The following is a 12,818-nucleotide window of genomic DNA, read 5'->3' as shown; positions in this document are numbered from 1 at the left end:
TCGGTATCGTCGCGGAAATGACGACATCGACCCTAGTGACAGGCGCCGCGCGGGGCATCGGTGCCGCGATTGCGTATGCGCTCGCCGACGCCGGACAGCGGGTGGCCGTGCACGCAGGTCACGACGCCGACGCCGCGGAGCGGGTGCGCGCGGGTCTGCCCGGTGGCGGCCACGCCGTCGTCGTCGGCGATTTAGCCTCGCCCGAGGGCTGCGGGCGGGTCTTCGCCGAGGCGGTGCGGGAGCTCGACGGCATCGACGTGCTGGTCAACAATGCCGGGATTTTTACCTCGCACCCGGTCGACGGCACCTCCTATGAGCAGTGGCAGCAGGCGTGGCGCCGCACCCTTGAGGTCAACCTGATGGGCCCCGCCAACCTGTCCTGGCTGCTGGCCGACCACCTGCTCCACCGCTCCCGGGGACCCGTGGGCGGACGGCTGATCAGCGTGGGCTCCCGCGGGGCCTACCGGGGCGAGCCGACCACCCCCGCCTACGGTGCGAGCAAGGCGGCGCTTCACTCAATGACCCAGTCGCTCGCCGTGGCCTTGGCGCCGCACGGCATCTTCGCGGCCGCCGTGGCCCCCGGGTTCGTCGACACCAGGATGGGACGGCCCGTGCTGCAGGGCGCCCAGGGCGACGCCGTCCGTGCCCAGAGCCCGTTCGGGCGGGTCGCCGAGCCGGAGGAGGTGGCCGCCGTCGTGCTGTGGCTGGCGACCGGGGCGCCGGAGTGGGTCAGCGGAACCGTGGTGGACGCAAACGGGGCGTCCTACCTGCGCTGACCGCTGGTGGGACGCCCCGGAACCGCTTCGGTTACAGCCGCTGGGTGCGGGAGAGCACCGTCTGGATGATCACCACGACGGCCAGGAAGATGCCCGAGACCACCGACTGCACCGACGAGGTGAGCGAGCCGACCTGGTTGATCAGGTTCTGGATCACGGTCAGCAGCAGCACGCCCGCCGTGGTGCCGATGAGGTTGCCGCGGCCGCCGGTGAGCAGCGTGCCGCCGATGACGACGGCGGCGATCGCGCTCAGCTCGAGCCCGACGCCGACCGTCGGCACCCCGGACGAGGAGTAGGCGGCGTTCAGTGCGCCGGCGAGGCCGGCGCACAGGCCGCTCACCACGTAGACGCTGAACTTCACCCGGGCCACCGGCAGGCCCATGAGCACCGCCGCGCTTTCGGAGCCGCCGACGGCGAGGACCGTCTGTGCGCCCCGGCCGCGGGCGAGCAGCACCGAGCCGATGATCACGACGACGATCGCGATGATCACCGGCCAGCGCAGGCCGACCATGCTGCCCTGGCCCATGCCGGTCACCGCGGCGTCCTTGATCAGGGGCGTGTCGGCGCCCTCATTGGTCAGGGCGAAGACCAGGCCGCGGATGCCGAGCAGGCCCGCCAGCGTCACGATGAAGGGCGCCATCCCGCCGTAGGCGATGAGCAGGCCCTGGAGGATGCCGACGGCACCGCAGACCAGCAGCGGCAGGAGCACGGCGCCGGCGATGCCCCAGGTGGAGCCGTAGGCGGCCAGGATCCCGCCGAGCGCGTAGACGGAACCGACCGAGAGGTCGATTCCGCCGGTGAGGATCACGAAGGTCATGCCCGCGGCGACGATGAGCAGGAACGAGGACTGCGTGGCGATATTGGTGAAGTTGCTCACCGTGGGGAAGGTGGGGAAGGCAAAGCTGCCGATGACCAGCAGCAGTCCCAGGACGATCGCGGCGCCGTAGCGCTGCACGTTCCCGGCGATGCGTTCACGCGTGACCTGCTGGGTCGTCGTCGGTCCGACACTTGGTTCAAGGGCCAGGCTCACTTGAGCACCGCCTTTCCACGCTGGAGGTAGACCGCGAGGAGGATGATGACGGCCTGGGTGATCTGGGAGTACGCATCGGGCACGTTGTGCTTGATCAGCGACGCCGCGATGAGCTGCAGGAGCAGGGCGCCGGCGACGGTCCCGAGGACCTTCACTTGCCCGCCGCTGAGCGGGGTGCCGCCGATGACGACGGCGGTGATGGCGGACAGTTCGATGAGGTTGCCGACGGTGGAGGGCACCGAGGCGCTCAGCCGTGCGGTCTGGATGATGCCGGCGACGGCCGCGAGCGCTGCCGCCAGGATGTAGATGGTGATCAGGACCCGCTTGACCGGAAGCCCGGCGAGCTCCGCGGCGCGCCGGCTGCCGCCGATGGACACGAGCTGCTTGCCGAAGGTGGTCCGGTTCACCAGCACCGCCACCGCCCCGACGAGGATCAGGGCGACCAGGACGCTGTAGGGCACCCCGGCGACGGTTCCGCGGCCCAGGGCCAGGAAGCCCGGGTCGATGACCGACTTGAGCTGTTCATCGGCCACCAGCAGAGCGATGCCGCGCCCGGCGACCATCAGGGCGAGGGTCGCCACGATCGGCTGCACGCCGATGAGCGCGATCATGGTGCCGTTGGCCAGCCCGATCAGGCAGCCGGCGAGGATGGCGATGAGCGCCGCCGGCAGGGGCCCGTACCCGATGTACAGGGGGATGACCGCCGCGGAGAGCGCCATGACGGCGCCGACGCTGAGGTCGATGCCCTCGGTGCCGATGACCAGGGCCATGCCCAGGGCCACGATGAGCACCGGAACCACCTGGATGAACTGGACCCGGAAGTTGTCCAGCGTCATGAAGTTCGGTGTGAAGAACAGGTTGAACAGCAGGAGCAGCGCAATGGCCAGGTACACGCCGTACCGCTGGAGGAAGACCAGCGCCGATCCCTTCCCCGGCAGGCGGACAGCAGTCGTTACGGTACTCACAGGCTTTCCTTAATCTCAACTGGTGTTGCATCGGCCGGCGCGTGGCTCTCGCCGACCAGCGCGGCCATGAGGTGTTGTTCGGTGACGTCGCTGCCGCGCAGCTCCCGCTCGACCGTGCCGTCGCGCAGGACCACGACGCGCGCGGATCCCTCGACGACCTCCTCGAGTTCGGAGGACACGAGGACGATCGCCAGGCCTTCATCGGCCAGTTCGTTGATGAGCGCCTGGACTTCGGCCTTGGCGCCGACGTCGATCCCGCGGGTGGGCTCGTCGAGCAGCAGGACCTTGGGGTTCATCGCCAGCCAGCGGGCAATCATGACCTTCTGCTGGTTGCCGCCGGAGAGTTCGGACACCACCTGGTTGGGGCTGGAGGCCTTGATCCGCAGGCGCTTCATGAACACGTCGACGATGGCGTCCTGCTTGGCGCGGGAGGTGAACCCGGCCCGGGAGAGGCGCGGCAGGGCCGCCAGGACGATGTTGTCCCGGATTGAGAGGTTCGGGATGATGCCTTCGGCCTTCCGGTCCTCGGGGAGCATCACGACTCCGGCCTTGATGGCGGCCGCGACGGATCCGCTGCGGACGCGCTTGCCGTCGACGGTCAGGCTGCCCTCGTCGAGCTGCATGACCCCGGCCATGGCCTTGAGTGTCTCGGAGCGGCCGGATCCGAGCAGGCCGCCCAGGCCCACCACCTCGCCGGGCCGGATATCCAGGCCGATGCCGTTGATCTGGTGCTTCCGGCTCATGTCCCGGGCGGTGAGGACCGGTTCGCCCTCGCCCTCCTTGGCCTCGCCGAAGGCGGTCACGCCGCCGCGCTTGACCTTTTCGACGGACCGTCCAAGCATCAGCGCCACGAGTTCGACCCGTGAGAGGTCGGCCAGCCGGCCGTTGTGGACGACCTTGCCGTCGCGCAGGACGGTGACCGTTTCGCAGATGGTGAAGATCTCATCCATCCGGTGGCTGACGTAGACGATCGCGATCCCCTGCGAGCGGAGCATCCCGATGACGCGGAAGAGGGTCTCGACCTCGCGGGCCTCGAGGGACGACGTCGGCTCGTCCATGATGACGACGCGGGCGTCGATGGACACCGCCCGGGCCAGCGCGACCATCTGCTGCATGCCCAGGGCGAGGCTGCGCAGCGGCCGGCGCACGTCGACGTGGATGTCGTACGTGGCCAGGAGGGCGCGGGCGTCCTCCTGCATCTTCCGGAAGTCGATCAGCCCGAACCGGTTGCGGGGCTCGCGGCCGAGGAAGATGTTCTGGGCCACCGTCATCAGGGGGACGAGGTTGACCTCCTGGTAGATGGTGCTGATCCCGGCGTGCTGGGCGTCCACGGGTTGGGCGAAGCTGGCCGGCTTGCCGTGGAGGAACAGTTCGCCCTCGTCCGGCTGGTAGACCCCGGTGAGGACCTTGATGAGCGTCGACTTTCCGGCGCCGTTCTCCCCCATCAGGGCGAGGCTCTCCCCGGCCCGCAGACGAAAATCGACCCCCTGCAGGGCCGCGACGCCGGCGAAGTTCTTGCCCACGCCGCGGGCTTCGAGCACGGAGGCCGGCGGGTCGGTGCTGAGCTGTTCTGTCACGCTAGCTGCCTTTCTGGAACGGTGGTGCGGGGGGCGGGGCCGGTGCGGCCCCGCCCCGGATGAATCAGTAGGCGGAATTCACCCTGTCGGCAGCGTTCGAGGGGTCGTATTCCGAATCGGCGATGATGATGTTCTGCCCCACCGGCTTACCGTCCATGAAATCGACCAGGGTCTGGAACGCCAGCGGACCGAAGCGGGGGTTGGATTCGATGACGCCGTTGTAGGCGCCGGCGGTAATCTGCTCGACGGCGTTCCGGGTGCCGTCGATCGAGTAGATCTGGATGTCCTCGCCCGGGGTCTTGCCCGCAGCGACGATCGCCGCCTGGGCGCCCAGGCCCATCTCATCGTTCTCCGCGTAGATCGCGGTGATGTCAGGGTTGGCCTGGAGCAGCTGCTCGGTGACCGACTGGCCCTTGTCGCGGGCGAAGTCGCCGGTCTGCTCGGCGACGATCTCGACACCCGGCGCCTCGGCGGCGACCTGGTCCTTGAACCCCTTGGTCCGGTCGGTGGTTACGGCGTTGCCGGAGGAGCCCAGCAGGATCGCGACCTTCGCCTCCCCGCCGGTGCCCTCGATCAACTGGTCGGCGGCCCGCTTGCCCTGCTCCACGAAGTTCGAGCCCAGGAAGGTGACGTAGTCCTCGCACGGGGTCGCGTTGACCTTGCGGTCGATGGTGATGACCGGGATGTTCTTGTCGCGGGCCGCCTGCAGGGCGGGCTCCAGGCCGTCGGAGTTCAGGGGGGCCACGATGAGCGCCTGGGCGCCCTGGGAGATCATGTCCTGGATGTCCGAAATCTGCTTGGACAGGGTGGACTGCGCGTTGGTGGTGATGAGTTTCTTGACGCCCAGCTTCTCGGCCTCGTCCTTGATGGACTGCGTCTCGGCGATGCGGAAGGGGTTGTCCTCCTTCTCGGACTGGGAGAACCCGACGACGGCGTCCTTCAGGTCGATCTTCTCGGCTCCGTAATCCTCGATGGAGCAGGTCGGGCCCTCCGAGGAGGCCACGGACTGCTGGGTTCCCTCGGGCGTCTCGGAGCCGCCGCCGCCGCCACCGCCGCCGGCGGTGGTGGTTCCGGTGTTGGTGCACCCGGTCAGGGCGAAGCCCAGCACGGCGGCACAGGCCAGGGACTTGAGGATCGGGGTGGCGTGCTTGTTCATGATTCCAACTTCCTTGTTGAGTGACGTGCTCGGCTGCGGCCCGGCCGGTCCGGGCGGGCCGCGGGACCGGTCAGCTAGTTGCCGCGCCGGTAGTCGAGGTAAACGGTTTTTTTGCGGGTGTAGCGCTCGAAGCCGTGCTGGCCGTCGTCGCCGCCCAGGCCCGAGAGCTTCCATCCGGTGTGGAAGCCCTGCACCTGTTCGGGGCCGGTCTGGTTGATGTACACCTCACCGAACTCGAGGTCCTCGGTGAGTGAGTGCGCCGTCCGGAAGTCCTCGGTGTAGGCGTACGCCGTCAGGCCGTAGTCGGTCGAGTTGGCGTACTCGACGACCTCGTCGTAGGTGTCGAAGGGGATGATCGGAAGCACCGGGCCGAACACCTCCTGCTGGACGATGTCCATGTCGTTGCTGACGCCGGTCAGGACCGTGGGGGCGAACCAGAACCCCTTGTCGTCCGCCAGGCCCTCGGGCCGGCCGCCGCCGGTCTCAAGCCGCGCGCCGGCGTCGACCGCGCCGTCGACGAAGGCCTTGACCTTGTCCCACTCGGCCTGGGAGACCTTCGGGCCGATCTGGCTGCCCTCATCCAGCGGGTCCCCGACGACGAGCCCGCGCACCTTCTCCAGGAGGCGCCGCACGAACTCGTCGTGCACTGCGCGCTGGACGTAGGTGCGCTCGTTGCAGGTGCAGACCTGCCCGCAGTTCCAGAACCGGGACTCGAACGCCTCCTGCACGGCCAGGTCGAGGTCGGCGTCGTCGAAGACGATGACCGGGGCCTTGCCGCCCAGTTCAAGGGACACCGGGATCACCTTGTGGGCCGCCTGCGCGAGGATCTCGCGCCCGGCCCGGGTGGATCCGGTCACGGTGACCATGCCGACCAGCGGGTGTTCGACGAGGGCCTTGCCGATGCTGCGGCCGCCTCCGGTGAGGACGCTGACGAGGCCCGCCGGGACGCCGGCCAGTTCGCAGACCTTCGCCATAGCAAGTGCGGACAGGGGGGTCAGCTCGCTGGGCTTGAGCACGATGGCGTTGCCGGCCATCAGGGCGGGGGCCACCTTGCGGGCGAAGATCGCCGCCGGGAAGTTCCACGGAATGATCGCCGCGACGATGCCGATGGGCTCCTCGCGCACGACCAGCTGGCGGTTGGCGGCCGAGGAGGCGACCACCTCGCCGACGTTGCGGTATTTCTGGGTGAGCGCGAAGTCGAAGAAGGCCTTGACCCCGCCGATTTCCCCCCGGGCCTCGGTGATGGTCTTGCCCTGCTCGGCGACGACGATCTGCGCCAGTTCCTCGGCGTGCTCCTCGACCGTGCGGATGACGGCGGCGAGGACGTCGGCACGCTCCGCGTAGGTGCGCCGGCCCCAGTCCTTCTGGGCCTTGTAGGCCACGGCGAGGGTCTCCTCCAGGTGTTCCGGGCCGGCCTCGGGGACCTCGGTGAGCACCTCGCCGGTGGCCGGGTTGTCGACGGGGCGGGTCTCCTCGGTGGAGACCCACCGTCCACCCGCGAGCATGGCGGGCGTCGGTCCAAGCAGGGAGTTCTCGGTCAGGATGGAAAAGCTCACGACTGTCCTTTCGGAAGCGGGTTCGGGATGGGGCTGAGCCGGGGGGCTCAGCTCATGACCATGCCGCCCTCGACGTTGTAGGTCTGGGCCGTGATGTAGTCCGAGCCCGGGCCGGCGAGGAAGATGGCCAGCGGCACCACATCCTCGGGGACGGAGGTCCGGCCCAGCGGGATGTTGGCGGCGGCGCCCTTGAACGTTTCGCCCTCGGCCTTCCCCGTGATCTCGCCGAACTGCTTGTCGACTTCCTTCCAGTAGGGGGTGTCGACGATGCCCGGCGCCATCGCGTTGACGTTGACCCCGTACTCGGCCATGGCCATGGCGGTGGACTGCGTGATGGAGATGACGGTGGCCTTGGAGGCGCAGTAGGCGGCGACGAGTGCTTCACCGCGGCGGCCGGCGATGGAGGCCATATTGATGATCTTGCCGCTGCGCTGCTTCCGCATGGGCTCGCAGACCGCCTGGGTGAGGAAGAACAGGCCCTTGACGTTGACGTTCATGATGCGGTCCCACTCTTCGGGGGTGGTTTCCCAGAGCGGCTTGATCAGGCCGATGCCCGCGTTGTTCACGAGGATGTCGATGCGGCCGTGCTCGTTGACGATGTCTTCGGTGACGGTCTTGGACTGCTGGGGATCCGCGACGTTGAGGGAGACGGCCGAGGCCGATCCTCCCGTGGCCCGGATGGCTTCGGCGGCGTCCTTCGCCCCGTCCAGGTTCAGGTCGGCGATGACGACGTGCGCGCCTTCTCCGGCGAAGCCCATGGCCATTGCCTTGCCCATGCCGGACGCCGCGCCGGTGATGAGTGCTACCTTGCCCTCAAGTGATCCCATGTGTGTATCTCCTCAGTAGTATTCCGGCGGCGCGGAGCGCGCTCTTCACCTCGACGGCTGAAAAACCGGTTTTCTGCTGTGATCCAGATTACAGCGGAGGACACGACTGTCAAGGCGGAAAGCTGGGCAGCGCCCGGTGCGGTACGGGTGGTGGGACGAGGAGGCCGGAGGTGAGACGGTGCTGACGGCGGGGATGAACCCGCAGTACACGGGGCCTGTCGTCAAGGCAGGCGGTCCGGCGGCCGCTGGCCTCTGCTGGAGGCACGACGGCGGTTGCCAGTGCCGCCTTCAGGGGTTGCGTTCACCCAAGTAACCCCACAACTTGTCAAGTACCGTCTCCACTACCACACTCCGGTCCACTTGTGTAAATTTTGGCTGGTGGGGGATGGATCAGGCAGAGGAGCGCGTGCCAGTCGGTCCTAGGCGCTCGATGAGGGCCACAGCGCCGGTTCCCAACACGGAGGTGGCCATCGCGGCGGAAGACCGCTGCGTGAAATGTGAGGCTTGCGATACGCGGACGTAAGGGTGTCGAAGGTTGTGTCAGCACCCTTGATGCCAGTGATGGGCTCATCCGGGGGAAGTCCCGGCACAGGTCGGCCCCGCACAATTCCGAGGCTCATCCCGTCCGACTCAAAGGAAATTGGTCCGATGAGTGGCAAGGCGAAACCTCCCCAAAACATCATCGAGAATGCCCAACTGGTGATGAAGGTGCTGCGCGCCTACCAGTACTATGACGAGGGTCTGACGTCGGAACGGGAACTTCGGCAGGCAATTGTCGCCGCCATAGCGGGAGCAGACATGCCATTGCTGGTTACCGCGCTTGCCCACAGCACGATCGAGTCCATGAAGAGAAGCGCATCGGCGAAGGGCGTGTCCTTATCCCAAATCCTGGAGGACGTTGCAGCAGAACTGCGCCCCTTCATCGACCTCGACCACCCTCCTCGATAGTTTGCCGATCCGACGGGTAAGCGCGCCTTGCGGGGCTTCGCCGTCGTCCGACCTGCCACCGGCTCTCCCGCCGAAACTGCAGCTCACCACGTTCCGGAGTGGGTAAAGCGTGGTGACCTGCAGACTCGGCGGTGAAGTGGGGTTGGACGCACGGCGGCTCTCCCGCCGAAACTGCAGCTCACCACGTTCCGGAGTGGGTAAAGCGTGGTGACCTGCAGACTCGGCGATGAAGTGGGGTTGGACGCATGGTGGGAGCCGAGGTGGACCGGCGGTACCGGGCGCCGCAGGGCCGCTCAGTCCGCAGTGAGCACCTCGACCAGGGCCGGTGCCAGCGGCCGGTCGGCATACAGCAGCCGCGTCGCGCCCGGGTTGGGGTTGCCGGCGTCGGGCCCGCGCCAGACGAACCGGAGCCCGGCGCCCTCCGTCGTCCGCCGTGACCGCTCGTTGCCCTCGAGGAGGTAGGCGGTGATGGGAAGGTCGGGGCGGTTCCGGCGTGCGGCGGACACCGCGGCGCCGATGATCTCCTGGGCATAGCCGAGCCCCCAGAACGCAGGGGACAGGCGGAATCCGAGGTTCCAGGCGGCGTCGTGGCGCAGGGTGCAGCCGCCGATGCCGACGAACTGCCCCTCGGTGCCGGGCACCGTCGAGTGCGCGAGCCACATGCCCAGGCCGTTGCGGTCCCACCCCGCCTGCCAGCGCCCGATCATCCGCTCGGTCTGCACCGGCGTCGAATGGCGGCTCAGCGGGTCCGGGCCCCACACCTGCGGATCCGCGTACAGCGCGTGCAGCTCGGCGAGGTCGGAGGTGCGCGGCGGCCGCAGGGCCAGCCGGGCGGTCAGGAGCCCGGCCGGCCCATCGTCGGGATCCCGGCTACTGCTTGAAGGCGGCATCAAAGGCGGCGCCGGAGGGGGCGAAGTCGAAGGACTTCAGGAAGGCCAGGGCCTCCGGGGCGCCCTGCAGTCGGTCCATGCCGGCGTCCTCCCATTCGACCGAGATCGGCCCGTCGTAGCCGATCGCGGTCAGCGCCCGGAAGCTCGCCTCCCAGGGCACGTCTCCGCGGCCGGTTGAGACGAAGTCCCAGCCCCGGCGCTGGTCCCCCCAGGGCAGGTGCGAGGAGAGGATGCCGTTGCGTCCACCGCCCATCCGCATCTTCGTGTCCTTGCAGTCCACGTGGTAGATCCGGTCCGCGAAGTCGGAGATGAAGGCCACTGGATCGATTTGCTGCCACATAAAGTGGCTCGGGTCCCAGTTCAGCCCGAACGCTTCGCGGTGCCCGACGGCCTCCAGGGCGCGCTGGGTGCTCCAGTAGTCGTAGGCGATTTCGGAGGGGTGGACTTCGTGGGCGAAGCGGACGCCGCATTCGTCGAACACGTCGAGGATGGGGTTCCAGCGGTCGGCGAAGTCGCGGTACCCAGCTTCGATCACCTCGGCGGAGACCGGCGGGAACATCGCGACGTACTGCCAGATCGAGGAGCCGGTGAAGCCCACGACGGTCTTCACGCCGAGCCGCTGCGCGAGGCGGGCCGTCAGCTTCATCTCCTCGGCGGCCCGGGAGCGCACGCCCTCGGGATCGCCGTCGCCCCAGACCTTGGGCCCGACGATCGCCTCGTGTCGGAAGTCGATCGGGTCATCGCATACCGCCTGGCCCTTGAGGTGGTTGGAGATGGCCCAGACCTTCAGCCCGTTGCGTTCGAGGATGTCGAGCCGGTCCTGGATGTAGGCGTCGTCGTCCCACCGCCAGGCGTCGAGGTGGTCCCCGGAGACGGCGATCTCCAGCCCGTCGTACCCCCACTGCCCGGCCAGTTCGGCCACTTTCTCAAAGGGCAGGTCGGCCCACTGGCCCGTGAACAGCGTGTAGTTACGTCCCACTAATATCTCCTCGGTTCGGGAGGCGGGCGGGGCCCGGCCTCCGGGGTCACAGGTCCACCGTGCGGCTGCCCTGGGCCGCACTGACCTGCAGGGCCCCGAGCACCCGCTGCACCGCGAGCCCGTCCTCGAACGAGGGGGACGGCGCCGACCCGGCCTCGATCGACCGGAGCAGGTCCGCGGCCTGGCTGGTGAACGTCGAATCCCAGCCTAGTAGGTGGCCGGGCGGCCACCACGCTTCGAGGTAGGGGTGGGTGGGCTCGGTGGCGAGGATCACGCTGTAGCCCTGGGCGTCGGCCGGGGCCGCTGCGTCGAAGAACCGCAGCTCGTTCAGCCGCTCAAGGTCGAACCGCAGTCCGCCGCGGGAGCCGAATACCTCGATCTGCAGCGAGTTCTTCCGGCCGGTGGCCACCCGGGACACCTCAAGGCTGGCGACGGCGCCGGTGCGCAGCCGCAGTGTCGCCCAGGCCGCGTCATCCACCGTGACCGGTTCGGGGCCCGCGTCGCCGTCCCGGGTGGTCACGAAGGTGTTGACCGTGCCGGATACCGAGACGACGGGGGTGCCGAGGAGGAACAGCACCTGGTCCACGGCGTGGGAGGCGAGGTCGCCGAGGGCCCCGGAGCCGGCGGTCTCCCGGCGCAGCCGCCAGGACATGGGGGCGCCCTCGTCGGAGAGCCAGTCCTGCAGGTAGCTCAGGCGCACCTGGCGGATTTCCCCGAGCCGGCCCCCGGCGATGAGCCGGCGGGCCAGGGCCAGCGCCGGCAGCCGCCGGTAGTTGAAGGCGACCATCGACTGCACCCCGCGGGAGCGGGCCGCCGCCGCGGCCGCCGCCATGAGCGCCGCCTCCTCGACGGAGTTCGCCAGCGGTTTCTCCACCAGGACGTGCTTGCCCGCCTCCAGGGCGGCGATGGCCAGCTCGGCGTGGAGGTGGCCGGGGGTGCAGATGTCCACGATGGAGATGTCATCGCGCTCCAGCACCGGGCGCCAGTCCGTGGCGCTTTCCTCCCAGCCGAACTGGCGTGCCGCCGCCCGGACCTGTGCCGGGTCCCGGCCCACAAGGACCTTCTGCGCGACCCGGGGGGAGGGGTAGAACGCGTTAACGTTGCGCCACGCGTTGGAGTGGGCCTTGCCCATGAAGGAATAGCCGAGGACGGCCACCCCCAGGGCGTCCGCCGGAATTCCGGAGGGGGACGTGGCGGGCGCCGGAACGGTGGTGGTCATGGGGTGATCTCCTTAGAGTGCGGCGGGGACGGAGCGCAGGAACCGCAGCCCGTCCTGCGCCAGCGCGTCCTGGGACCGGGCGAGCGGGCGCCAGATGGAGGCGGCCGTGGCGATGCTGGCGTTGTCCGCCGTGAAGCTTTCGATGTTCACCGCGCCCCGGTAGCCGATGTCGTCCAGGGCCGTGAAGATTCCGGTCCAGTCGGTCTGGTCACCGCCCGGGGCTCCCCGGTCGTTGCCGCAGACCTGCAGGTGGACGAGGTGCTCTCCCGCAGCGCGGATGGCCTCGGCCGAGGAACGCTCCTCGATGTTCAGGTGGTAGGTGTCCAGCGCCAGGCCCACGCCGCGCCCCAGCAGCGGTCCGAGCGCCTCGAGGGCCTGGGCGGTGGTGTTGATCAGCGAGGTCTCGTACCGGTTGAGCGGTTCAATCCCGAGGACGACGCCGGCCTCCAGCGCCTCCTCGGCCAGCGGGGCGAGGTTGCGGCGCAGCTGCGCATAGGCGTCGCGCCGCGCCGCCCCGTCCATCCGCCACACCCGTCCGGTGGAGGAGTAGAACGGCCCGCACACCGCCCCGGCCCCGATGTCCCGGGCCAGGGCGATGCAGGCGCGGAGGTAGCGCTGGGTCTCCCCGATCACCGCCTCACCGGCCGAGACGAGGTCCCGGCCCGGGGCCATGGCCCCGACCACGAAGGGCCGCAGCCCGCCGAGGGCGTCCCGCACCACCTCCGCGGAGAAGTCTCCTGGGTTCTCCAAGGGCAGTTCGACGGCGTCGAAGCCCATGGCCGCGATGCGGGCGAGCAGCGGAGGCAGGGTGGCATCGGTGAGCGGGGATTCCCACACCCAGGTGTTGACGCCGATTGTGCGGTGCATGCCGCCCTGCCTCCTGAACGTGCCACCG

General features: G+C 69.0%; 12 protein-coding genes. 2 read left to right on the top strand and 10 right to left on the bottom strand.

Going from position 1 to position 12,818, the window contains the following annotated elements:
* The first annotated feature begins 17 nt into the window (after positions 1-17).
* A complete protein-coding gene (locus ACX80W_RS06505; RefSeq protein WP_459281542.1) occupies positions 18-776 on the top strand; it encodes an SDR family NAD(P)-dependent oxidoreductase in 759 nt (252 codons plus the stop codon).
* Between the two features lie 31 nt (positions 777-807).
* On the opposite strand, the gene ACX80W_RS06500 is transcribed toward ACX80W_RS06505, so the two are convergent.
* From ACX80W_RS06500 to ACX80W_RS06475, 6 genes are all read right to left on the bottom strand, one after another.
* Entirely contained in the window at positions 808-1,806 is a 999-nt protein-coding gene (locus ACX80W_RS06500; RefSeq protein WP_459281540.1) for an ABC transporter permease, read from the bottom strand.
* Positions 1,803-2,771 (bottom strand): ABC transporter permease, encoded by a 969-nt coding sequence (locus ACX80W_RS06495; RefSeq protein WP_459281538.1) that lies wholly within the window; start codon positions 2,769-2,771, stop codon positions 1,803-1,805. The genes ACX80W_RS06500 and ACX80W_RS06495 overlap by 4 nt, the downstream gene beginning before the upstream one ends.
* Positions 2,768-4,348, bottom strand: coding sequence for a sugar ABC transporter ATP-binding protein (locus tag ACX80W_RS06490; protein ID WP_459281536.1), 1,581 nt, complete (start codon positions 4,346-4,348; stop codon positions 2,768-2,770). The genes ACX80W_RS06495 and ACX80W_RS06490 overlap by 4 nt, the downstream gene beginning before the upstream one ends.
* Before the next feature lie 64 nt (positions 4,349-4,412).
* Positions 4,413-5,504: an ABC transporter substrate-binding protein gene (locus tag ACX80W_RS06485; protein ID WP_459281534.1), complete on the bottom strand. Its 1,092-nt coding sequence runs from the start codon at positions 5,502-5,504 to the stop codon at positions 4,413-4,415.
* Between the two features lie 74 nt (positions 5,505-5,578).
* Entirely contained in the window at positions 5,579-7,060 is a 1,482-nt protein-coding gene (locus ACX80W_RS06480; RefSeq protein ID WP_459281532.1) for an aldehyde dehydrogenase family protein, read from the bottom strand.
* Positions 7,061-7,107: 47 nt separating this feature from the next.
* The gene (locus ACX80W_RS06475; protein ID WP_459281530.1) at positions 7,108-7,887 is read right to left on the bottom strand and encodes a glucose 1-dehydrogenase; all 780 of its coding nucleotides are present in this window, start codon (positions 7,885-7,887) and stop codon (positions 7,108-7,110) included.
* Between the two features lie 648 nt (positions 7,888-8,535).
* On the opposite strand from ACX80W_RS06475, the gene ACX80W_RS06470 reads away from it, so the two are divergent.
* Positions 8,536-8,835 carry a hypothetical protein gene (locus ACX80W_RS06470; protein WP_459281528.1) on the top strand — a complete coding sequence of 100 codons (300 nt, stop codon included), beginning with the start codon at positions 8,536-8,538 and terminating at the stop codon, positions 8,833-8,835.
* Between the two features lie 293 nt (positions 8,836-9,128).
* Here ACX80W_RS06470 and ACX80W_RS06465 read toward each other — a convergent pair whose 3' ends face one another.
* The 4 genes from ACX80W_RS06465 to ACX80W_RS06450 are packed head-to-tail and all read right to left on the bottom strand — an operon-like array spanning position 9,129 to position 12,790.
* Entirely contained in the window at positions 9,129-9,725 is a 597-nt protein-coding gene (locus tag ACX80W_RS06465) for a GNAT family N-acetyltransferase (RefSeq protein ID WP_459281526.1), read from the bottom strand.
* Entirely contained in the window at positions 9,706-10,704 is a 999-nt protein-coding gene (locus tag ACX80W_RS06460) for a sugar phosphate isomerase/epimerase family protein (RefSeq protein WP_459281524.1), read from the bottom strand. The genes ACX80W_RS06465 and ACX80W_RS06460 overlap by 20 nt, the downstream gene beginning before the upstream one ends.
* Before the next feature lie 46 nt (positions 10,705-10,750).
* Positions 10,751-11,923 (bottom strand): Gfo/Idh/MocA family protein, encoded by a 1,173-nt coding sequence (locus ACX80W_RS06455; RefSeq protein ID WP_459281522.1) that lies wholly within the window; start codon positions 11,921-11,923, stop codon positions 10,751-10,753.
* Between the two features lie 12 nt (positions 11,924-11,935).
* Complete coding sequence (locus ACX80W_RS06450; RefSeq protein WP_459281520.1) at positions 11,936-12,790, bottom strand: sugar phosphate isomerase/epimerase family protein; 855 nt, start codon at positions 12,788-12,790, stop codon at positions 11,936-11,938.
* Between the last annotated feature and the right edge of the window lie 28 nt (positions 12,791-12,818).

This window comes from Arthrobacter melezitosi (genome assembly GCF_054511055.1).
Note: the sequence above shows the minus strand (reverse complement) of the source record. Positions and strands in the feature narration are given on the sequence as shown.

Excerpts from the sequence above, each read along its gene's own strand:
- ACX80W_RS06505 (WP_459281542.1), top strand. The coding sequence starts at position 18 with ATGACGACATCGACCCTAGTGACAGGCGCCGCGCGGGGCATCGGTGCC.
- ACX80W_RS06485 (WP_459281534.1), bottom strand. The coding sequence starts at position 5,504 with ATGAACAAGCACGCCACCCCGATCCTCAAGTCCCTGGCCTGTGCCGCC.
- ACX80W_RS06475 (WP_459281530.1), bottom strand. The coding sequence starts at position 7,887 with ATGGGATCACTTGAGGGCAAGGTAGCACTCATCACCGGCGCGGCGTCC.
- ACX80W_RS06470 (WP_459281528.1), top strand. The coding sequence starts at position 8,536 with ATGAGTGGCAAGGCGAAACCTCCCCAAAACATCATCGAGAATGCCCAA.
- ACX80W_RS06465 (WP_459281526.1), bottom strand. The coding sequence starts at position 9,725 with ATGCCGCCTTCAAGCAGTAGCCGGGATCCCGACGATGGGCCGGCCGGG.
- ACX80W_RS06455 (WP_459281522.1), bottom strand. The coding sequence starts at position 11,923 with ATGACCACCACCGTTCCGGCGCCCGCCACGTCCCCCTCCGGAATTCCG.
- ACX80W_RS06450 (WP_459281520.1), bottom strand. The coding sequence starts at position 12,790 with ATGCACCGCACAATCGGCGTCAACACCTGGGTGTGGGAATCCCCGCTC.